The following is a 19,767-nucleotide window of genomic DNA, read 5'->3' as shown; positions in this document are numbered from 1 at the left end:
AAAGGCCGGGGGAGTATACGCCAAGGGCGCGCGGCGGGGCATTGACCTGCGTCGGTGTGCCGCAGCCTTGCGCCCCGTAGGTGCAAGGCTTGCCCGCGATGGCGTACTTAGCCGCGCAAATGGGTCAACGGCAACTCGGTACTGTTCAATACCTGGTTGAGCACGAAGCTGGAGCGCACACTGGTCACCCCTTCAATCCGGGTCAGGTGGCCGAGCAGCAGTTTCTGGTAATGGTCCATGTCCGGCACCACCACCTTGAGCTGGTAGTCGGCGTCCATCCCGGTCACCAGGCTGCACTCCAGTACCTGGGGCAGGGTGCGAATGGCGGCCTCGAAATTTTCGAAGCGCTCGGGAGTGTGGCGGTCCATGCCGATCAATACGTAGGCCGTCAGGCTCAAGCCGAGCAGCTTGCGGTCGAGCAGGGCGACCTGGCGGCTGATGTAGCCATCGTCCTCCAACTGTTTGACCCGCCGCGAACAAGGCGAGGGCGAAAGGCCGATGCGCTCGGCCAGCTCCTGATTGGAGATGCGTGCGTCGCGCTGCAATTCCGCCAAAATGCTCAAGTCGTATCGGTCGAGTTTGCTCATGAAACAGGCCTTTGTCTTAACAATTGCGGTGGATTATCTATCAGGGGTGAAAAATTGCGCAAGTTATGTTTATTTGAGCAATATTCGCAATCCTCTGCCGTGGCCTCAGGCCTATTCTTATTACCAGAATCACTGCCCGGACAAACAGTCCACAGCGGCCCGCCGAATCAGGCCAGCCGCGGCCACCCCTCCCACAGGAGGCGAGTTGGCCCCCGGGCTACACACTGTCCAGAAGACGGAGTGAGGTGAGCCGGCGTCAAAAGCGTCGAGCACGGACTAAGTTCTCAAGGGGAGGCCGACGGGCCTCCCTTTTTTATGGTGCGCGAAATAAGGCCAGGCCCGGGCAATTGCCTGGGCTCGCGGGACTATCAGGTTCAGTGGTAGCTGTGAGCTTAAAGCTTGCCGCTTGCGGCTGAGCCAATCGGGTCAGCGTGCACCAGCACTTCGGCTCGTGGGTAGGCGGCGTGAATGGCATCGGCCGCCTGGTCGCTGATGCCATGGGCGACGGATAAGGTCAGGTCCCCTGGCAGTTCCAGGTGCAGTTGCACAAACCAGTGGTTGCCCGAGACCCGGGTGCGCAAGTCGTGGGCGCCCAGGACGCCGGGCACGCCACAGGCCAGTTCGAGCATGTGCTGGCTGATCTCGGGCGGCAGTTCCTCGTCCATCAGCACGGTAAAGCTTTCCCGGGCGATCTGTATCGCACTCCACAGGATGTAGGCGGCAATGGCCAGGCCGAACCAGGCGTCCAGTTGATGCCAGCCAAACCCAGCCAGCACCAGGGCAAGCAGGATGCTGCCATTGAGCAGCAGGTCGGAGCGGTAGTGCAGTGAGTCGGCGCGCACCGCATTGGACCCGGTTTCGCGGATAACCCGGTGTTGCAACAGCAGCAATGCTGCCGTCAGGCCGAGGGAAAACACAATCACCCCGATACTGATCCAGGGCGCACCGACCGGCTCCGGATGCTTGAGCCGGTCGAAAGCCTGGAAGGCGATCAGTAACGCACTGCCGCCGATGAACAGCGCCTGGGCCATACCCGCCAGGGACTCGGCCTTGCCATGCCCATAGCGGTGATCGTCGTCCGCCGGGCGCAGGGCGTAGTGCACCGCCAGCAGATTGAGCAGCGAGGTCACGCCGTCGAGTGCCGAGTCCGTCAAGCCGGCGAGCATGCTCACCGACCCGCTTAACCACCAGGCAATGGCCTTGGCGATAATCAGGATGCTGGCCACCGCCACCGAGGCGCGGGTGGCCAGGCGTAACAGGCGAGCGTGTTCCGGGCTGCTGGTCATAGGTGCATCGTTCCTTCGGTGCGCGTCATCAAGCGGCGGGTTGCAACCCTAGCGATGCCAGTTGCTGGGCACTGCCCTTATGCTGGATCAGGCGTGGATCGTCCAACGGGAAGCTGCGGCCCAACTCGGTTTGCAGGATGGTCTGCAGCTTGGCGTTGTCGACCTGGCCGTCGGCGCCGATCGCTTGCTGGAGTTTTTCCGGGGCCACTTGGGCGGTCTTGCCTGGCTCGAAATAAATCGCCCCGGTAGTGAAGTCCACGGCAAAGGCGATCAGCCCGGGGATCACATAAAACAGCAGGCCAACGGCATCGAGCACGGCAATTGCCGGGTCGATCTTGCCGTCGATCTGGCCACGGCGATCGGGGTAGAAAATCGACCCGCACGCGGTCAGTTGGGTCAGCAGGGTCGCTACCAGCACACCACCAATCAGACGAAACGGAACACGCATAAGAATTCTCCTCGGCAAACTTGAAACGAAACGTCGTCGCTATGAATTAGGACCGTGACGAACGCAAAGCAGTTCGCCGTTATACTCGCCGCTCTGTTTTGGAGCCAGCATGATTTCTTTGCCGATTGATGAAGTTTTACCCGCGCTGCGTGAAGCCCTGACGACACGCCATGAAGCCGTGCTCGAAGCACCGCCCGGCGCCGGTAAGACCACCCGCGTGCCTTTGGCGCTGCTCAACGAGCCGTGGCTGGCCGGGCAAACCATCCTGATGCTGGAGCCGCGCCGGCTGGCGGCGCGCGCAGCGGCCGAGCGCCTGGCCAGTGAGCTGGGGGAGAAAGTCGGGGAAACCGTCGGCTACCGGATCCGCCTGGACAGCAAGGTCGGTCCCAACACCCGTATCGAAGTGGTCACCGAAGGCATCCTCACCCGCCGCTTGCAGGAAGATCCGGCGCTGGAGGGGGTTGGCCTGCTGATTTTCGATGAGTACCACGAGCGCAGCCTGGATGCCGACCTGGCCCTGGCCCTGAGCCTCAATGGCCGGGAGTTGTTTCGCGACGAGCAGCCACTGAAGATTCTGCTGATGTCGGCCACTCTCGAAGGCGAGCGCCTGGCCAGCTTGCTGAATGATGCGCCGATCCTGCGCAGCGAAGGCCGCATGTACCCGGTGGCGATGCGCTGGGGCCGGCCGTTTCAGCCGGGTGAGTTCATCGAGCCACGGTTGGTGCAGACCGTGCTCGAAGCCTTGAATGATGAGACTGGCAGCCTGTTGGTATTCCTGCCCGGGCAAGCGGAAATCCGTCGGGTGCACCAGCAGTTGGCCGATGCCCTGGGTGAGCGCTCCACGGTGTTGTTGTGCCCGTTGCACGGCGAACTCGACCTGGCAGCGCAGCGGGCGGCCATCGATCCGGCGCCGGCGGGGCAACGCAAAGTGGTGCTGGCGACCAACATCGCCGAGACCAGCCTGACCATTGACGGCGTGCGGGTAGTAATCGATGCCGGGCTGGCGCGGGTGCCGCGTTTCGACCCTGGCAGCGGCATGACACGCCTCGATACCCAGCGGATCTCCCGCGCCAGCGCCACCCAACGTGCCGGTCGTGCCGGACGCCTGGAGCCGGGGGTGTGTTATCGGCTGTGGTCCCAGGACCAGCATGAACAATTGGCAGCCTATGCCAGTGCCGAAATACTCTCGGCGGACCTCGCCGGCCTGGCGTTGCAGTTGGGGCGTTGGGGTGTGACTCCGGGGCAACTGGTGTGGCTCGATGTGCCGCCGGCGGCGGCGTATGCCCAGGCCCAGGACCTGCTCGAACGCTTGGGGGCCCTGCAAGGCTCCTCGCCGCAAGATTGGCAACTGACCCGGCATGGCCAGGCTATGGCCGAACTGCCGGCCCACCCGCGGATTGCCCATTTGTTGCTGCGCGGCCAGGCGCTGGGCCTGGCGAACATGGCCTGCGATGTCGCGGCGTTGCTCGGCGAGCGGGATATTTTGCGCGGCGCCGGTGCCGACCTGCACAGTCGCCTGGTGCTGCTGTCCGGTGAGGAACGGGCTGCCCGGGGCGCCCAGGGTGGTGTGCAGCGGGCTCGGCAACTGGCGCGGCAGTATCGCGGCTATCTGCGTGGCAAACCCGAGCAACCGGTGCCGGACCCGCAACATCCGCGCTGGCTTGGCGCGTTGCTGGCCCTGGCCTACCCGGACCGCGTGGCCCAGCAGCGCCGTGCGGGCGGGGCGGAATATCGCTTGGCCAACGGACGCGCGGCGTTGTTTGCCGAGGCGGACAGCCTGATGAAACAGGGCTGGCTGGTCGTCGCCGATTTGGGCAGTCGCCAGGGGCAACGGGAAGAACGGATCTACCTGGCGGCGGATTTTGACCCGGCGCTGTTCGACTCGGTATTGGCCGAGCAAGTGCGCTGCGTCGATCAACTGGATTGGGACGAGCGCGAAGGCGTGCTGCGCGCTGAGCGCCAGCGTAAGGTCGGCGAGCTGGTATTGAGTCGTGAGCCGTTGACCGGCCTGGATGAAGCGGCGCGCAGCCAGGCGCTGGTCAACCTGGTGCGGCGCAAGGGCCTGGAGCTGTTGCCCTGGACCCCGGAGCTGCGCCAGTGGCAGGCCCGTGTGGCGCTCTTGCGCCAGCTCGACCTCGATCAGCAGGGCGACAGCAGTTGGCCGGATGTCAGCGACGGCGCGCTGCTCAAGAGCCTGGAACACTGGCTGATGCCTTATCTGGGGCGGGTTTCACGGCTCAGCCACTTTGCCAACCTGGACCTGTCGAGCATTGTGCATAACTTGCTGCCCTGGCCGTTGCCCCAACGCCTGGATGAGCTGGCGCCCCATCACCTGAGCGTGCCTTCGGGGTCGTCGATCCGCCTGGACTACAGTGAACAACCACCGATTCTCGCAGTGCGCCTGCAGGAATTGTTTGGCCTGGCCGAGACCCCGCGCATTGCCGGTGGCCGGCAGGTGGTCAAGCTGCACCTGCTGTCACCGGCCCGCCGCCCGGTGCAGGTGACCCAGGACCTGGCAAATTTCTGGCGCAGTACCTACGCCGAAGTGAAGAAGGACCTGAAGGGCCGATACCCCAAGCACTACTGGCCCGATGACCCTCTGGTGGCAGAAGCCACGGCGCGGGCCAAACCGCGCAAGTCCTGATGGTTGGGTGGCCGTATGCAACATCCGCGAGCACCTGAATCCGGATCTGTGGGAGCGGGCTTGCCCGCGATGGGGCCGGTCCATTCAACATCAAGGTTGCCTGACACACCGCCATCGCGAGCAAGCTCGCTCCTACAAAAAAACCGTGCTTACGGTGTTGCTGGTAGCAGAAACCGCGCAATCACCGGCAAGTGATCGGAAATGCGCAGCGTATCGTCCTGCCGGACCTCGGCTTGTACCCGCTTGAGCCTGGGGCTGTAGAACAGGTAGTCGACCGTCCGGTCCGGGCCGTTGAGGCCAGGGTCGTTGGGATAGTGGGTCAGCCAGCGGGCGCGGTCGATGCCGCTGGCTTCGTTATTGGTCGGGATCATCGGGTACTTGTCCCACAGCGTGTGCAGGGCACTGTCGGCGGTGTAGGGCGTGCGCTGTTCGGGGGGCAGGCGCTGGAACTGGCCCAGGGGCAGCAGGTTGAAATCACCACCGATCAGCCACGGGGTGCCGCGCGCCTCGAACTTATCCAACACCTTGGCGACCGCCGCGACCTTGTTCTGCAGGCTGTCGTCCGGCTGGCGCACCCAGTCCAGGTGAGTATTGAGCAGCGCCAACTGGCCGCCGTCTCTGAGGGGCAGGTAGCTCACCAGCAAGGCGTTTTTCGGTTGGAACTGGCGACTGATGAAGTTCTGCGGCGGCTCGGGCAGTTGCTGGCGTTCGGCGTGTTCGATCTGGTAGCGGCTCAAGGTCGCCAATTGCCGGCCGACACTGCCAAAAATATGCAGGTCCGGCACGAAGTCAGCCTTCCAGTCGAACGCCCAGGTACTGCAGGGATAAAGGTCCGCCAGGCGTTCGCGGAGCAGTTTGAGCTGGTCCTGATAGTCGCTGGCCTTGGCCCCGTCATCCAGCTCCTGCAACAGCACTACATCCGGCTGCTCATCGCGGATCACCCGCGCCACTTCATCGAGGCTGAAGGCCATGTCTTCCGGGGTCGGGGATTCGTCGCTGCCCTGGGCCAGGTCGTTCCAGAACACATAACGCTTGCCCGCCAGGTACTGCACGTTCCAGGTCATGACCTTCAGCGCCTGGCCAGGCACCAGCGAGGGCGCCGGGGCGCTGCACTGCACCGTCAGGGGTTCCTTGGCCTCGGGGCGCCAGGTCAGGCTGTAGGTCGAGGCCAGCAACAGGCCTGCCAGGATCAGCAGGCCTAAGAGGGTGTAGCGCAGTAGGCGGGTCATGGGCTCGGCTTATGGCGTTACAAAGTTGGTCCCGAGCATAACCGAGAGCAGGGTCCGAGCCCAAGGGTGCTGCGGTCAGGCATTGCCCTGGGTTTTGTCAGGCGCTTCGCTGATCAGCATGAACAGGCGAAACAGCACCACGCTGGTGAACAGTTGCAGGAAGCTATGGCCACTTTCGATAAGGACCGACAGCACCGGGTTCTGTGGTGACGGATAGAGCGAGACGCTCACCCCCTTGAGCAGCCACAGTGGCCCCATCACACAGAGAATGCACACCAGGATGCGCAGGAAATTGCCTCGGGCCAGGCGCATGCTTTCGCGGATCGCGGCCAACGGCGCCAGGTTGCGCAGTACTAGCAGGTATTCGGCGAACGCCAGCATCACCATCAGCCAGATGCCCGGCAGGAAGTACAGCGACAGGCCCACCAGAATCATCAGGGTGTTGACGGCCGTCAGCAAGGCGAAGCGTGGCCACAGGCTGGCCGATGCTGCCCACAGGTCACGGGTGCGTGGAGATTCGCCACGGCTGCGGGCATCGAGAAACAGAATCAGCGCGGCGGTGTACAACGGGTAGACCAGCAGCCCGACAATCACGCTGTAGCCGGGAAACGCCTCGGGTCCCTGGGTGTGGTCGACCAATTGTTGCAGCAGGGCCTCGATCACCACCAGCGGCAGGCACAACGAGACGATGCCGCCCAGGTTGCGCTTGAAGAAATACAAGGAGTCGCGGAGTACGTCTAACGGATTCATCGGTCGCTTTCGCAGGTTGCAAAGTATGGCGACACTGTAACCGATGGGAGCCTTACCTGAACAAAGGTAAACGTTAGGTAAAGCGCATTGAAACAGCTGGCGTCGGCCCCATTACTGCCGGGCACCTAATCCACACGGGATGAGGGCAAAGATTTTTCCGGCAATCTATGAGGTCGCCATGAACAGCGAAGAGCAATCCCTGATCGATGACCTGTTTGCACGGCTGCAACAGGCGCAAACCCAGGCCGAACCGCGCGACGCCCTGGCGCAAGCGCGAATCAACCAGCACCTGGGCCGCCAGCCCGATGCCGGTTATTTCATGACCCAGGCGATCCTGGTGCAAGAGGCGGCGCTCAAGCGCCTCGACGAGCAAAACCAAGCGCTCGCGCAACAGGTTGAGCAATTGCGCAACCAGGTGTTGCAGGCCCAGGCGCAGACCCCGGCAGCGGCGCCGAGCGGCAGTGGCGGGTTCCTGTCCAGCCTGTTTGGCGGGCCGCGTGACCCACAGCCTGGTGCATCCCGCGTAGCGCCGACATCCAGCGGCAATGGTTGGCGTGAGCCCGGACGCTCGGCGCCCAATGCCCAGTCCGGCGCGCAAAACTTCACGGCTGCGGCCCAGAGCCCAGGCGCTGCGGCGCAACAGGCGCCGGCGGCTGGCGGCAGCTTCCTCGGTGGCGCCCTGAAGACCGCTGCCGGGGTAGCGGGCGGGGTGATGCTGGCGCAGGGCATCAGCAGCCTGTTCCACAGTAACCAGGCGCCCCAGGAAGTCGTCGAGGTGATCAAGCCAGAGCCCGCGCCAGTCAATGACACCGGCACCGGCTGGAGTGACGAACCGCGCATGGCCGGTAACGACAGCTACGGCAACGACCAGGGCGGGTTTGCCGACGCCGGCTACAGCGATGACGGCTCGTCGTTGTTCGGCGACGACGATAGCTTCGTCTGATCCGCCATTCGTCCGGGGCGTTGCGCCGTCCCGGACTGATGATTCGCCCAACCTTCCTTGCGACTGGCATACTGGGCGACTTTTCGGGCCCGGGGTCCGAACAATCGCCTGCGCCTGTGCGCGCCAAGAGGATGTGCGGTGAAGAAGATCGCAGTGTTCGCCGATGTCCAGAACCTCTATTACACCGTGCGCCAGGCCTACGGCTGTCATTTCAACTATGCCGCCTTGTGGGCTGACATCAGCCAGCACGGGCAGATCGTCGAGGCCTATGCCTACGCCATCGATCGCGGTGACAGCAAGCAGCAGCAGTTCCAGCAGATCCTGCGTAACCTCGGTTTCATCGTGAAGCTCAAGCCCTACATCCAGCGCAGCGACGGCTCGGCCAAGGGCGACTGGGACGTGGGTATTACCCTGGATATCATGGACGCCGCCGACCACGTCGACGAAGTGGTGCTGGCCTCCGGTGACGGCGATTTCGACATGCTGCTCGAGCGCATCATCAACAAGCACGGGGTGGCCGCCGTTGCCTATGGCGTGCCGGGTCTCACCGCCAATTCGCTGATTCGCGCGGCCACACGCTACGTACCGATCGAAGGCGCGTTGTTGCTCAAAAACTGATTATTGAACGCAAGGAACAGGTTTGGAACGCATAGCCGTCATCGACTTTGAAACCACCGGAATCTCCCCCAGCAGCAGTTGCCGGGCCACGGAAATCGCCGTGGTGATTCTAGAACAGGGGCGCATCGTCGAGCGTTACCAGAGCCTGATGAATGCCGGCGTGCGCGTGCCAGCATTTATCGAACAACTGACCGGCATCAGCAACGCCATGCTGCGCACCGCACCCAGTGCGCAGCAGGTGATGAACGAGGTCAACGAGTTTGTCGGGACCACGCCACTGCTGGCGCACAACGCAGCATTCGACCAGAAGTTCTGGGACTTCGAGCTGGGGCAGATCAAGCGCACGCGCTTGCAGCACTTTGCCTGCTCGCTGTTGCTGGCCCGCCGCCTGATGCCGGCGGCGCCCAACCACAAGTTGGGTACCCTCACCCGTTTCGCCGGGTTGCCCCACACCGGCCAGGCTCACCGGGCCATGGCCGACGCCGAGATGGCGGCCAACCTAACTGCGCACCTGGCGCAGGAGTTGCGGCACACGCACGGCTTGCGCGAGCTGTCCCATGACCTGCTGCGCAGCTTGCAGAAAGTTCCGGCGGCGAAGATCAACGAGCATCTCAAGCGCCATCGCGGGTTCTGACCTTCCGGGCCACCCCCTAGACCTCATGCGCCGTTTTTAGCGTTGCCTTCCAGTTGCCCCAGGGGGACGCGTTTTTCGAAGGCGCTGGAGAGCACGATCGAGGTCTTGCTGGAGCCGAACCGGGCGACACGATTGATCAAGTCTTCCAACTCGATCATCGAGGCCACCGCGCCACGCATGATCACGCAGGAGTCGCCGGTGACGCGATGGCACTCGGTGAGCTGGGGGATCTTGATCATTTCGTCATAGGCTTTCTGGTTGCCGTGCTGGGTCAGGCGCAACTCGATCAGGCACTGGATCGGCAGGCCGACCTTGGCCAGGTCGACGGTGGCCTGGTAACCGGTGATCACACCGCTGGACTCCAGCTTGGCGACCCGCTCGGCGACGGCGGGCGCCGACAGGTTCACCTTGCGCGCCAATTCGGCGTAGGACGCTCGCCCATTTTCCATGAGGGCACTGAGCAGCATTCGGTCGTATTTATCCATAAACAGGCTCCCTGAACCGCTGACTTTCGAAAGTACGGCTTATAGCTGTTATCTCCGTGTTTTGAAAAGTGTACGGGCCTTATAAACAGGTTTTGTAACTTAAGTTCCGTCCGTCGGCTTTCTAGAATAACGCTCCACTTGTCCTGCCTCAGAGCGTCCCATGCCTGGTCTTCGCCGTTTCCCGTTACCGCTGATTGGAGCCTTTTTTGCGCTGTATGTGATCTGGGGGTCGACCTACCTGGTGATCCGCATCGGCGTCGAGTACTGGCCACCGCTGATGCTGGGGGGCGTGCGCTTTATTATTGCCGGGACCCTGCTGTATGCCTTTCTGCGCTGGCGCGGGGTGCCGGCGCCCACGTGGCAGCAATGGAAGGCGGCCGCAGCGATCGGGGTGCTGTTGCTCAGTTGTGGTAATGGCGCGGTGACGGTTGCCGAGCACGCGGGCGTGGCCTCGGGCGTGGCGGCATTGGCGGTGGCCACGGTGCCGCTGTTCACCTTGCTCTGCGGCTATTTCTGGGGCGCGCGCAATACCCGCCTGGAGTGGGCGGGGATTGTGCTGGGCCTGATCGGGATCGCCATGCTCAACCTCGGCTCCAACCTGCAGTCCAGCCCCTTGGGTGCGGCGTTGCTGATCTTTGCCGCCGCGGCCTGGGCCTTTGGTTCGGTGTGGAGCAAGCATTTGCCGTTGCCCCAAGGAGCGATGGCCAGTGCCGCCGAGATGCTGGTGGGTGGCGTGGTGCTGATGATCGCCAGCGCACTGTCCGGCGAACGCCTGCATAGCCTGCCGCCGATCGAAGGCTGGGCAGCGCTGATGTACCTGGTGCTGCTCGGTTCGATCGTCGCGTTCAACGCCTACATGTACCTGCTCAAGCACGTGCGCCCGGCAGCGGCCACCAGTTATGCCTACGTCAACCCGGCCGTGGCGGTGTTGCTGGGGATTGTTTTTGCCGGTGAAACCATTGGCATGGAGGAAGCCCTGGCGATGACGGTGATCATCAGTGCCGTGGTGTTGATCGGCTTGCCGCAGTGGCGTAAGCAGAAACCGCAGTGATTTAAGGTAAACTGCCGCGCATTGCCCACGTGCGCTGATTTTTTCCTACGGTATCCCAATGACTTTCGCCACTCTTGGCCTGATCGAACCCTTGCTGCGCGCCCTTGAGACGCTCGGTTACCAGACCCCGACCCCGGTTCAGGCGCAAGCCATTCCGGCGGTGCTGGCCGGTCGCGACCTGATGGCCGCCGCCCAGACCGGCACCGGCAAGACCGCCGGCTTTGCCGTGCCGCTGTTGCAGTTGCTGGCCATGGAGGGGCCGAAAGTCACCAGTAACTCGGTGCGTGCGCTGATCCTGGTGCCAACTCGCGAGCTGGCCGAACAGGTGCATGAAAGCGTGCGCCAGTACGCCGAGCATCTGCCGTTGAGCACCTACGCGGTGTACGGCGGCGTCAGCATCAACCCGCAGATGATGAAGCTGCGCAAAGGCGTCGACCTGCTGGTGGCGACTCCCGGTCGCCTGCTCGACCTATTCCGCCAGAACGCGCTGAAATTCAATCAGCTGCAGACCCTGGTGCTCGACGAAGCGGACCGCATGCTCGACCTGGGCTTCTCCGAAGAACTGTCGAATATCTACCGGGTGCTGCCGAAAAAGCGCCAGACCTTGCTGTTCTCCGCGACCTTCTCGGATCAGATCCGCCTGCTGGCCGGGCAAATGCTCAATGATCCGCTGAGCATCGAAGTCAGCCCGCGCAACGTTGCTGCCAACACGGTCAAGCAATGGCTCTACACCGTCGACAAGAAGCGCAAGCCAGAGCTGTTCGTGCATTTGCTGCGCAAGCAAAAGTGGAAGCAGGTATTGGTGTTCGCCAAGACCCGTAACGGCGTGGACGCGCTGGTGGAGAAACTCCAGGGCCTGGGCGTCAATGCCGACGGTATTCATGGCGACAAACCCCAGGCGACCCGCCAGCGGGCGCTGGATCGTTTCAAGGCCAGCGAAATCCAGATCCTGGTGGCTACTGACGTCGCGGCCCGTGGCCTGGACATCGAAGACCTGCCGCTGGTGGTGAACTTTGATTTGCCGATCGTGGCCGAGGACTACATCCACCGGATCGGCCGTACCGGTCGTGCCGGGGCCACCGGCGAGGCGATTTCGCTGGTGTGTGCCGATGAAGTGAACCTGTTGTCGGCGATCGAGACGCTGACCCGTCAGGCCCTGACTCGCCATATGGAGCAGGACTTCGAGCCGGAGCACCGGGTGCCGGACACCGACGCCAGCGGCCAGGTGATCAAGAAGCCGAAAAAGCCGAAGAAGCCCAAGGCTTCCGGTGGTGGCAAACGTAACCTGGGTAAATGGGTGGATAGCGGTGAGACCGTGGCCGATGTGCCGGTCAAGCCGGTGCGCAAAGTGCCGGTATTCAACACCGGGCCGCGCAAGAAGAAGTGAGGCGGCTATAAGCCGCAAGCTTGAAGCTTGCGGCTTATAGCGTGTAGCTGCTCTTCAGCCACTGCACCATCCCCAACCCGGCCGCACGCCCACTGGCGAAACAGGCGGTCAGCAGATAGCCGCCGGTCGGCGCTTCCCAATCGAGCATTTCGCCTGCGCAGAACACGCCGGGCAATGCCTTGAGCATCAGTTGTTCATCCATCGCTTCGAACGTCACGCCGCCGGCGCTGCTGATGGCTTCGTCCAAGGGCCTGGCCTTGACCAGTGCCAGCGGCAGCGCCTTGATGGCGTGGGCCAGCGCCAATGGATCGGCGAATGACTCGCTCGGTGTCAGCTCGCGCAGCAGCGCGGCCTTGACGCCATCCAGGCCCAACTGGCTGTGTAGATGTTTGGCCATGGAACGGGAGCCGCGCGGCTTGCTCAGCGCCGCGTGGATTTTATCCACAGGGCGCCCGGGCAGTAGATCCAGGTGCACAGTGGCCGAACCCTGCTGCTCAATGGCATCACGGATCGGCGCGGACAAGGCATAGATCAGGCTGCCCTCAACCCCGGTAGCGGTGATCACGCATTCCCCCAGGCGCGGGACATCGTCATTCAAGCCGATGGCGATGTTTTTCAGCGGCGCGCCGGCAAATTTGCTGAGCATCAACTCACTCCAGGCGGTCACCTCGAACCCGCAGTTGCTCGGTCTCAAAGGCGCCAGGGCGACTCCGCGTTGTTCCAGGGGCAGCATCCAGGCGCCATCGGAGCCCAGTCGCGCCCAACTGCCGCCACCGAGTGCCAGTAACAGGCCGTCGGGGTTGATCTTCTGTTCGCCGTCCGGATTGGCAATGCGCAGGCTGCCGTCCGGATTCCAGCCTAGCCAGCGATGGCGGGTGTGGATAACTACTCCGCCATCGCGCAGGCGCTTGAGCCAGGCACGCAGCAGCGGGGCGGCTTTCATGTCGGTGGGAAAGACCCGGCCGGAACTGCCAACGAACGTTTCTATCCCCAGGTCGTGAATCCAATCACACAGCGCGGGGGCATCGAAGCCGCGCAACAGCGGGGCGATGTGCGGGGCGCGTGCGGCGTAGCGTGCAAGGAACGCCGGGTAGGCTTCGGAGTGGGTGATGTTCATGCCGCCGACACCGGCCAGCAGGAACTTGCGGCCCACCGACGGCATGGCGTCGTAGAGGTCGACCCTGGCCCCGGCCTGGCTCAGCACCTCGGCGGCCATCAAGCCGGCAGGGCCGCCACCGATGATGGCGACGTGCTGGGGAGGGTGGGCGACGGGTTGGCTCATGGCATGCACTGCGATTCGGCTCGAAAGGCCGCGTATTCTAGCAGCACCACAAGCCCCCCGTAGCAGCTGTCGAGCCCCGCGAGGCTGCGTTCGAGGAGGCAGTCCTCGCCGGGTGCGTTGAGTCTGGCGGCTGCTGCGCAGCCGAACGCAGCCTCGCGGGCTCGGCAGCTGCTACAGGGGCTCGGCGGTTCTAGGGCGTTGGTTGAAAAATGATCAGTGGCTTGTAGGCCATAGTGGACAGGGCTTGCAGGTCCTTTCACTCAGGTTATCCACAGGCCGTTCCACAGGCATTGTGGGTAAAGCATCCACAACTCAATGACAGCCTGATGACTGCCAGACCCGTTGCGCACTGTGATGGAGGATGCCGTGACGCCGAGCCAGGGCCTCACGGTCTTTGCTGTAGCCGCCGCCAATCACGCCCATCACCGCGATGTCGCGGCCCAGGCAGTGGCGCAATACGGCCTCATCGCGGGCGGCGACCCCGGCATCGGTCAGCTTCAGATACCCCAGGGCGTCGTCCTTGTGCACATCGACCCCGGCGTCGTACAGCACCAGGTCCGGCTGGTAGAGCGGCAGCAGGTAGTTGAGCGCGTCATCGACCACCTTGAGGTACTCGGCATCGCCCATGCCCATGGGCAGCGGAATGTCCCAGTCGCTGTCGGCCTTGCGTGCGGGAAAATTCTTTTCGCAATGCAGGGAAACCGTCACCGCGTCCGGGGTATGTTGCAGAATCCGCGCCGTGCCGTCGCCCTGATGCACGTCACAGTCGAAGATCAACACCCGTGAAACCCGTCCGCTTGCCAACAGGTAATGGCTGATTACCGCCAGGTCGTTGAAGATGCAGAAGCCGGCGGGGTGATCGTAGTGGGCGTGATGGGTACCGCCCGCCAGGTGGCAGGCCATGCCATGTTCCAGCGCCTGTTCGGCGGCCAGCAGGGAGCCGCCGACCGCCCGCACGGTGCGCCGGGCCAGGGCTTCGTTCCAGGGCAGGCCGAGGCGCCGTTGGTCTTCGCGGGACAACTCGCCGCTCATGTAGCGTTCGATATAGCCGGGGTCGTGGGCCAGGGCCAGTACGTCTGCCGGGCAAATCTGTGGACGCAGCAGGTGCTGGTCCTCGGTCAGGCCACTGTCCACCAGGTGATCGCGCAGCAGTCGGAACTTGTCCATGGGGAAACGATGTTCCGCTGGAAACTCGGGGCTGTAGTCTTCGTGGTAAATCAGCGGCAGGGGCATGGTCGGTTCGTGGCGTGGAGTGACGAAGTGAAGGATCCTACCAGCGATCTAGACTTGTATGCAGGGAAACGGAGGGGAGCGATGGAGCCGATACTGGAACTTGAGAGCGCGCGGCTGCTGATGCGCCAGTGGCGTGATGAGGACTTGCCGGAATTTGCCGCGATGTGCGCCGACCCGCAAGTCATGCGCTACTTCCCGGCACCCTTGAGTCGCCTGGAAAGCGCTGCATTGATCGGGCGAATCCGCGGACATTTTGCCGAGCACGGTTTTGGTCCGTGGGCGCTGCAGCGCAAGGACAATGGTGCATTCATTGGATTTACCGGCTTGGGGGTGGTCGGGTTTGACGCCCCGTTCACCCCGGCCACCGAAATCGCTTGGCGCCTGGCCCGCGAACACTGGGGTCTTGGGTATGCCAGCGAAGCGGCCTGGACCGCTCTGCGCTGCGGCTTTGACCGCTTGCTGCTGGATCAGGTGGTGGCCTTTACCACCGAGGCCAACCTGCCGTCTCAGAAAGTCATGCAGGCCATTGGCATGCACCCTGACCCGGCAGGCGATTTCCAGCACCCCAAGCTGCAAGCCGGTCATCCGCTGCGCAGCCACGTGTTGTACCGCATCACCCGTGAGCAATGGTTGGAAACCTTGCATGGATAAGCTGGCCGGGATGTTTACAATGTGCGCAATGTTGGCCCGGGCCAAAACCTGAATCGACCGCCGCAGCCAAGACTGCGCGGCATTGCTCTGTGTGAGGAGAGTCTGAATGAGCCAAGTGCTGGAAGATCTGGTCGACTTGCTGACCCTGGAACCGATCGAAGAAAACCTGTTTCGCGGCCGTAGCCAGGACTTGGGTTTTCGTCAGTTGTTCGGCGGTCAGGTGCTGGGCCAGTCCCTGTCGGCGGCCAGCCAGACCGTTGAAGAAGCGCGTCACGTGCATTCGCTGCACGGTTATTTCCTGCGTCCGGGCGACGCCGGTTTGCCGGTGGTCTACCAGGTGGACCGGGTCCGCGACGGCGGTAGCTTCAGCACCCGCCGGGTGACCGCGATCCAGAAGGGCCAGCCGATCTTCACCTGCAGCGCGTCGTTCCAGTACGACGAAGAGGGCTTCGACCATCAGAGCGCGATGCCCCAGGTGGTCGGTCCGGAAAACCTGCCCTCGGAGCTGGAACTGACCCAGCAACGCGCGCACCTGATTCCCGAACACATGCGCGAAAAACTGCTGTGCGCCAAGCCGATCGAGTTCCGTCCGGTGACCGACAGTGATCCCTACAATCCGCAGCCGGCCGACCCGGTCAAGTACGTCTGGTTTCGCGCCGACGGTGCGCTGGCCGACTCGCCGGCGCTGCACAAGTATCTGCTGGCCTACGCCTCCGACTTCGGCCTGCTGGTCACTTCATTGCTGCCCCACGGCAAATCGGTCTGGCAAAAAGACATGCAGGTTGCCAGCCTCGACCACGCATTGTGGTTCCACGCCGACGTGCGTGCCGATGATTGGCTGCTGTACGCCATGGACAGCCCGTGGGCCGGCAACTCCCGGGGCTTTACTCGCGGCAGCGTGTTCAACCGCGCGGGCAAACTGGTGGCCTCGGTGACCCAGGAAGGCCTGATTCGCCACCGTAAGGATTGGGCATGAGCCTGGCGCAGGTACGCCACTGGGTGTTCGACATGGACGGCACCCTGACGGTGGCCGTGCATGATTTTGCGGCGATTCGCCAGGCCCTGGCGATTCCCCCCGAGCACGACATCCTGACCCATCTCGCAGCGTTGCCCGCCGCCGAAGCCGCGGCCAAGCATGCCTGGCTGCTGGAACACGAACGGGACCTGGCGCTGGGTTCGCAGCCGGCCCCTGGCGCCGTCGAGCTGGTGCGTGAGTTGGCCGGGCGTGGTTATCGCCTGGGCATCCTTACCCGCAATGCGCGGGAACTGGCCCATATCACGCTCCAGGCGATTGGCTTGGCGGACTGCTTTGCGGTCGAGGACGTCCTGGGCCGCGACGATGCGCCGCCCAAGCCCGATCCCGGTGGATTGCTGAAACTGGCCCAGGCCTGGGATGTTGAACCTGGCAATATGGTGATGGTCGGTGACTACCGGTTTGACCTCGATTGCGGTCGTGCGGCGGGCACGCGCACGGTGCTGGTGAATCTACCGGACAATCCATGGCCGGAATTGACCGACTGGCACGCCGTCGACTGCGTGGCGTTGCGCAATTTGCTTGCAGCCTGATCCTCTACGGGCGTTGTGCAAACCTCCATGGAGGATAATCAGCACCCCAGTGACAGAACAAATACCGCCAGCCAGGGTTTTGCCATTCAGAGACTCTTCGCGGCAAAGGTGTCGCATTGATTGATCTGGCCTTGGGCGAAGCCAGTCTTGAACCAGCGCACGCGTTGCGCCGAAGTACCATGGGTAAATGAATCCGGGACCACGCGACCTTGACCCTGTTGCTGCAAACGGTCGTCGCCGATGGCGTTGGCGGCGTTCATCGCTTCTTCTATGTCCCCGGGCTCAAGCCAGTTCAAACGTTTTTGCGCATGGTTGGCCCAGACCCCGGCCAGGCAGTCGGCCTGTAATTCCTGGCGCACCAGCAGCCCGCCATCACCTTCCATGCGTCGTCCTTGCTGGCGCGCAGCCTGGATCTTGGCGGATACCCCGAGCAGGGTCTGCACATGGTGGCCGACTTCGTGAGCGATGACATACGCCTGGGCGAAGTCGCCGGCCGCGCCGAAACGCTGGGACATTTCCTGGAAGAAGCTCATGTCCAGGTACACCCTTTGATCCGCCGGGCAGTAGAACGGCCCGGTCGCCGCCGAAGCACCGCCGCAGGCCGAGTTGACCCGACCGCTGAACAGCATCAGCTTGGGCGCCGAGTACTGGCGCCCGGCTTGTTGAAAGATCTGGCCCCAGGTGTCTTCGGTGTCACCGAGGATTCGCGCCACAAATTCCGCCTGCTCGTCATTGGCCGGCGGCGCCTTGCGGGTTTGGGTGGTGGCAGGGGCTGACTGTTGGTCCATTTGCCCGGCCAGTTGCCCGAGAATCTGCATCGGGTCCTGCCCGGTGATCCAGCCGATCCCGACGATCAGCACGATGGCCGTCAGGCTCAGCCCCTTGCCCCCGCCAAAACGCATGCCACCGCCGCCACCACCCTCACCCCGGGCATCCACCACGTTGTCACTGCGGCGGCCTTTTTTCCATAACATGTGGGAATCCTCTGATTACGCGTGGTGTGAGTGTTGCTGGTGAGTGGGATAGTCGCCAGTCCGGTCGTCAGACGATGTCGGACGAAAGGTAGTATGGCATTCGATGTGCGACGCTGCCGTGCTACAGCGGATTGGCCGAGAAGGTGTCGCACTGTTCGATGCGACCTTGCTCGAAACCGCGCTCGAACCAGCGCACGCGCTGCACAGACGTCCCGTGAGTGAAAGTCTCAGGCATCGGGCCGGTCGTTTGGTTCCCGCGCTGGTAATCGTCGCCGAACACCGCAGCCGCTTCCAGCGCGGCTTGCAGATCGCCTGGCTCCAGCCAGTTCAGGCGTTGCTGGGCATGGTGCGCCCAGACGCCCGCCAGGCAGTCGGCCTGCAGTTCGGCGCGCACTTCCAGGCCGTTGTCACCGGCGGTGAGTTGGCCGGCAGCCAGGGCTTCGTCGAAGGGCCGGGATAACCCCAGGCGGGTCTGCACGTGATGCCCGATTTCGTGGGCGATCACATAGGCCTGGGCAAACTCGCCGAAGTTGGGCATCTGCTGGGCCATTTTGCGGAAAAATCCCAAGTCCAGGTACAGCACCTGACTGTCAGGGCAATAGAACGGCCCGACCGCCGACGAGGCGTAACCGCAGGCGGAAGCCACACCCTGCTCGAAGAGGATCATGGTGGGTTCAGGGTAGGGCTGGTCCAGGGTTAGAAACTGGGCTCTCCAGGTGTCCTCGGTATCCCCGAGCACGGCGCGCACGAACGCCAGGTCGGGGTCATCGGTGTGTACCGGCGTGACTTCGGTCAGGGGTGTCTCTGGCGGGTCAGTCTCCTGGGTGGAGGTCAGGCTGCCCAACGCCACAACCCCCGAGAGGGCGGCAACACCGAGGGCGATCCCGAGTTTCTTGCCGGGGGGGAAGCGCTTGGAGGAGGATTTGCGGGTATCCGTAACGTTATCGCTGGGACGGGCTTTGTTCCATAACATGTCGACATTCCTTGTGAGTTGAGCGGCATTCATTGCCTGGTGTCTGCATACACCAGCTATGGCACGGAGGGTGACGGGCAATGTGTAAACGCAGGTGAGCGACAGCGCCGGGGTGTGCCGGGGCAAGTTGTATTGAAATCGTAAGCAGGGGGGCTATACGAGGTAGCGATACTTCCTTCGCTGCAGCGAGCGGCCCATAATCGCCAGCCTCTGCAGCGTCGGCCACGAGCCCGGAATGAGAATGACCACAGACCTTACCGTAGCGCCCGAAGCGGCAGCGCTCGAGCCGCGCAAGAGTCGCAAGAACAATCCGCAAAAGACCCGCGAGAACATCCTTCAAGAAGCCATTGTCGAGTTCGTCCAGCAGGGGCTGTCCGGGGCGCGAGTGGATGCCATCGCCGAACGAATCCATACCTCCAAGCGCATGATCTATTACTACTTCGGGAGTAAGGAGCAGCTCTACGTCGAGGTGCTGGAGAAACTCTACGGGGATATCCGCAGTACCGAGAATCGCTTGCAACTCGCCGAGCTCGCGCCGCGTGAAGCCATCCAGCGGCTGGTGGAGTTCACCTTCGATCACCATGATCGTAATGTCGATTTCGTGCGCATTGTCAGCATCGAGAATATTCACAACGCCGAGTACGTGAAGCACTCCGAGGCGATCAAGGCGATGAACATCACCATCCTCGATGCACTGGGGGGGATACTGCGGCGCGGGGTCGTGGAGGGAGTGTTCCGTGACGGACTCAACCCGTTGGACGTGCATCTGCTGATCACCTCGTTCTGTTTCTACCGAGTGTCGAACCGCCACACCGTCGGTGAGATCTTCCAGATCGACCTGCCCGATGCGGCGATCAAGCAGCGTCATCGGCAGATGATCTGTGAGTCGGTGTTGCGCTACCTGCAGGCCTGAGCTGTGGTGAGGGGCTTTGGCTCCGGTATCCGCCCAGGACACCGTTTACCCGAGCGCTGTCCAAGCCCCTGGTGGGCGCAGCAAAGATTGCTTACCCATTTCTCCCCTGCATG

20 protein-coding genes are annotated in these 19,767 nt (G+C 63.1%); 10 read left to right on the top strand and 10 right to left on the bottom strand.

Annotated features, from left to right (window positions below; genetic code table 11):
• Positions 1-107: 107 nt before the first annotated feature.
• The 3 genes from PspS04_RS23935 to PspS04_RS23925 form a co-directional block, all read right to left on the bottom strand.
• The gene (locus PspS04_RS23935; protein ID WP_095166364.1) at positions 108-587 is read right to left on the bottom strand and encodes an Lrp/AsnC family transcriptional regulator; all 480 of its coding nucleotides are present in this window, start codon (positions 585-587) and stop codon (positions 108-110) included.
• Positions 588-979: 392 nt separating this feature from the next.
• Positions 980-1,873: a cation diffusion facilitator family transporter gene (locus PspS04_RS23930; RefSeq protein ID WP_095166366.1), complete on the bottom strand. Its 894-nt coding sequence runs from the start codon at positions 1,871-1,873 to the stop codon at positions 980-982.
• A gap of 28 nt (positions 1,874-1,901) precedes the next feature.
• Positions 1,902-2,321 (bottom strand): polyribonucleotide nucleotidyltransferase, encoded by a 420-nt coding sequence (locus PspS04_RS23925; protein ID WP_095166375.1) that lies wholly within the window; start codon positions 2,319-2,321, stop codon positions 1,902-1,904.
• A 109-nt stretch (positions 2,322-2,430) separates the two neighbouring features.
• Between PspS04_RS23925 and hrpB the strand changes: the two genes are divergently transcribed.
• Positions 2,431-4,965, top strand: a complete 2,535-nt coding sequence (hrpB, locus tag PspS04_RS23920) for an ATP-dependent helicase HrpB (protein ID WP_159998106.1) — start codon at positions 2,431-2,433, stop codon at positions 4,963-4,965.
• 149 nt (positions 4,966-5,114) lie between these two features.
• Here hrpB and PspS04_RS23915 read toward each other — a convergent pair whose 3' ends face one another.
• Entirely contained in the window at positions 5,115-6,194 is a 1,080-nt protein-coding gene (locus PspS04_RS23915) for an endonuclease/exonuclease/phosphatase family protein (protein WP_159998104.1), read from the bottom strand.
• A gap of 75 nt (positions 6,195-6,269) precedes the next feature.
• Complete coding sequence (locus PspS04_RS23910; RefSeq protein WP_159998102.1) at positions 6,270-6,944, bottom strand: YciC family protein; 675 nt, start codon at positions 6,942-6,944, stop codon at positions 6,270-6,272.
• Positions 6,945-7,122: 178 nt separating this feature from the next.
• Here PspS04_RS23910 and PspS04_RS23905 point away from each other — a divergent pair, with 178 nt between their 5' ends.
• The 3 genes from PspS04_RS23905 to PspS04_RS23895 all read left to right on the top strand — a co-directional run bounded on the left by PspS04_RS23905 (position 7,123) and on the right by PspS04_RS23895 (position 9,139).
• On the top strand, positions 7,123-7,887 hold the full coding sequence (locus PspS04_RS23905; RefSeq protein ID WP_159998100.1) for a DUF2076 domain-containing protein: 765 nt from the start codon (positions 7,123-7,125) through the stop codon (positions 7,885-7,887).
• 138 nt (positions 7,888-8,025) lie between these two features.
• Positions 8,026-8,505: a LabA-like NYN domain-containing protein gene (locus PspS04_RS23900; RefSeq protein ID WP_159998098.1), complete on the top strand. Its 480-nt coding sequence runs from the start codon at positions 8,026-8,028 to the stop codon at positions 8,503-8,505.
• A 22-nt stretch (positions 8,506-8,527) separates the two neighbouring features.
• Positions 8,528-9,139 carry a 3'-5' exonuclease gene (locus PspS04_RS23895; RefSeq protein WP_159998096.1) on the top strand — a complete coding sequence of 204 codons (612 nt, stop codon included), beginning with the start codon at positions 8,528-8,530 and terminating at the stop codon, positions 9,137-9,139.
• A 23-nt stretch (positions 9,140-9,162) separates the two neighbouring features.
• On the opposite strand, the gene PspS04_RS23890 is transcribed toward PspS04_RS23895, so the two are convergent.
• Positions 9,163-9,624: an Lrp/AsnC family transcriptional regulator gene (locus PspS04_RS23890; RefSeq protein WP_159998094.1), complete on the bottom strand. Its 462-nt coding sequence runs from the start codon at positions 9,622-9,624 to the stop codon at positions 9,163-9,165.
• A gap of 160 nt (positions 9,625-9,784) precedes the next feature.
• On the opposite strand from PspS04_RS23890, the gene yedA reads away from it, so the two are divergent.
• Complete coding sequence (gene yedA, locus PspS04_RS23885; protein WP_159998092.1) at positions 9,785-10,675, top strand: drug/metabolite exporter YedA; 891 nt, start codon at positions 9,785-9,787, stop codon at positions 10,673-10,675.
• A 58-nt stretch (positions 10,676-10,733) separates the two neighbouring features.
• A complete protein-coding gene (locus PspS04_RS23880) occupies positions 10,734-12,062 on the top strand; it encodes a DEAD/DEAH box helicase (RefSeq protein WP_095166392.1) in 1,329 nt (442 codons plus the stop codon).
• A gap of 34 nt (positions 12,063-12,096) precedes the next feature.
• Here PspS04_RS23880 and PspS04_RS23875 read toward each other — a convergent pair whose 3' ends face one another.
• On the bottom strand, positions 12,097-13,344 hold the full coding sequence (locus tag PspS04_RS23875; protein ID WP_159998090.1) for a TIGR03862 family flavoprotein: 1,248 nt from the start codon (positions 13,342-13,344) through the stop codon (positions 12,097-12,099).
• Positions 13,345-13,656: 312 nt separating this feature from the next.
• Entirely contained in the window at positions 13,657-14,577 is a 921-nt protein-coding gene (locus tag PspS04_RS23870; protein WP_159998088.1) for a histone deacetylase family protein, read from the bottom strand.
• A gap of 81 nt (positions 14,578-14,658) precedes the next feature.
• Here PspS04_RS23870 and PspS04_RS23865 point away from each other — a divergent pair, with 81 nt between their 5' ends.
• The 3 genes from PspS04_RS23865 to PspS04_RS23855 all read left to right on the top strand — a co-directional run bounded on the left by PspS04_RS23865 (position 14,659) and on the right by PspS04_RS23855 (position 16,794).
• Complete coding sequence (locus tag PspS04_RS23865; protein WP_159998086.1) at positions 14,659-15,228, top strand: GNAT family N-acetyltransferase; 570 nt, start codon at positions 14,659-14,661, stop codon at positions 15,226-15,228.
• A 106-nt stretch (positions 15,229-15,334) separates the two neighbouring features.
• Positions 15,335-16,204, top strand: a complete 870-nt coding sequence (gene tesB, locus PspS04_RS23860) for an acyl-CoA thioesterase II (RefSeq protein WP_095166400.1) — start codon at positions 15,335-15,337, stop codon at positions 16,202-16,204.
• The gene (locus PspS04_RS23855) at positions 16,201-16,794 is read left to right on the top strand and encodes an HAD family hydrolase (RefSeq protein WP_159998084.1); all 594 of its coding nucleotides are present in this window, start codon (positions 16,201-16,203) and stop codon (positions 16,792-16,794) included. Before tesB ends, PspS04_RS23855 begins: the two co-directional genes overlap by 4 nt.
• An 86-nt stretch (positions 16,795-16,880) precedes the next feature.
• On the opposite strand, the gene ypfJ (PspS04_RS23850) is transcribed toward PspS04_RS23855, so the two are convergent.
• Positions 16,881-17,768, bottom strand: coding sequence for a KPN_02809 family neutral zinc metallopeptidase (gene ypfJ / locus PspS04_RS23850; protein ID WP_159998082.1), 888 nt, complete (start codon positions 17,766-17,768; stop codon positions 16,881-16,883).
• A gap of 121 nt (positions 17,769-17,889) precedes the next feature.
• A complete protein-coding gene (gene ypfJ / locus PspS04_RS23845) occupies positions 17,890-18,741 on the bottom strand; it encodes a KPN_02809 family neutral zinc metallopeptidase (RefSeq protein ID WP_159998080.1) in 852 nt (283 codons plus the stop codon).
• A gap of 235 nt (positions 18,742-18,976) precedes the next feature.
• Here ypfJ (PspS04_RS23845) and PspS04_RS23840 point away from each other — a divergent pair, with 235 nt between their 5' ends.
• Complete coding sequence (locus PspS04_RS23840) at positions 18,977-19,654, top strand: TetR/AcrR family transcriptional regulator (protein ID WP_159998078.1); 678 nt, start codon at positions 18,977-18,979, stop codon at positions 19,652-19,654.
• Positions 19,655-19,767 lie beyond the last annotated feature (113 nt).

This window comes from Pseudomonas sp. S04 (assembly GCF_009834545.1).
Lineage (GTDB): Bacteria > Pseudomonadota > Gammaproteobacteria > Pseudomonadales > Pseudomonadaceae > Aquipseudomonas.
Note: the sequence above shows the minus strand (reverse complement) of the source record. Positions and strands in the feature narration are given on the sequence as shown.

What these genes read in the sequence shown, in the direction of transcription:
- PspS04_RS23935 (WP_095166364.1), bottom strand. Translation starts at nt 587, where the DNA reads ATGAGCAAACTCGACCGATACGACTTGAGCATTTTGGCGGAATTGCAG.
- PspS04_RS23930 (WP_095166366.1), bottom strand. Translation starts at nt 1,873, where the DNA reads ATGACCAGCAGCCCGGAACACGCTCGCCTGTTACGCCTGGCCACCCGC.
- PspS04_RS23925 (WP_095166375.1), bottom strand. Translation starts at nt 2,321, where the DNA reads ATGCGTGTTCCGTTTCGTCTGATTGGTGGTGTGCTGGTAGCGACCCTG.
- hrpB (WP_159998106.1), top strand. Translation starts at nt 2,431, where the DNA reads ATGATTTCTTTGCCGATTGATGAAGTTTTACCCGCGCTGCGTGAAGCC.
- PspS04_RS23915 (WP_159998104.1), bottom strand. Translation starts at nt 6,194, where the DNA reads ATGACCCGCCTACTGCGCTACACCCTCTTAGGCCTGCTGATCCTGGCA.
- PspS04_RS23910 (WP_159998102.1), bottom strand. Translation starts at nt 6,944, where the DNA reads ATGAATCCGTTAGACGTACTCCGCGACTCCTTGTATTTCTTCAAGCGC.
- PspS04_RS23905 (WP_159998100.1), top strand. Translation starts at nt 7,123, where the DNA reads ATGAACAGCGAAGAGCAATCCCTGATCGATGACCTGTTTGCACGGCTG.
- PspS04_RS23890 (WP_159998094.1), bottom strand. Translation starts at nt 9,624, where the DNA reads ATGGATAAATACGACCGAATGCTGCTCAGTGCCCTCATGGAAAATGGG.
- yedA (WP_159998092.1), top strand. Translation starts at nt 9,785, where the DNA reads ATGCCTGGTCTTCGCCGTTTCCCGTTACCGCTGATTGGAGCCTTTTTT.
- PspS04_RS23880 (WP_095166392.1), top strand. Translation starts at nt 10,734, where the DNA reads ATGACTTTCGCCACTCTTGGCCTGATCGAACCCTTGCTGCGCGCCCTT.
- PspS04_RS23875 (WP_159998090.1), bottom strand. Translation starts at nt 13,344, where the DNA reads ATGAGCCAACCCGTCGCCCACCCTCCCCAGCACGTCGCCATCATCGGT.
- PspS04_RS23870 (WP_159998088.1), bottom strand. Translation starts at nt 14,577, where the DNA reads ATGCCCCTGCCGCTGATTTACCACGAAGACTACAGCCCCGAGTTTCCA.
- PspS04_RS23865 (WP_159998086.1), top strand. Translation starts at nt 14,659, where the DNA reads ATGGAGCCGATACTGGAACTTGAGAGCGCGCGGCTGCTGATGCGCCAG.
- tesB (WP_095166400.1), top strand. Translation starts at nt 15,335, where the DNA reads ATGAGCCAAGTGCTGGAAGATCTGGTCGACTTGCTGACCCTGGAACCG.
- PspS04_RS23855 (WP_159998084.1), top strand. Translation starts at nt 16,201, where the DNA reads ATGAGCCTGGCGCAGGTACGCCACTGGGTGTTCGACATGGACGGCACC.
- ypfJ (WP_159998082.1), bottom strand. Translation starts at nt 17,768, where the DNA reads ATGTTATGGAAAAAAGGCCGCCGCAGTGACAACGTGGTGGATGCCCGG.
- ypfJ (WP_159998080.1), bottom strand. Translation starts at nt 18,741, where the DNA reads ATGTTATGGAACAAAGCCCGTCCCAGCGATAACGTTACGGATACCCGC.
- PspS04_RS23840 (WP_159998078.1), top strand. Translation starts at nt 18,977, where the DNA reads ATGAGAATGACCACAGACCTTACCGTAGCGCCCGAAGCGGCAGCGCTC.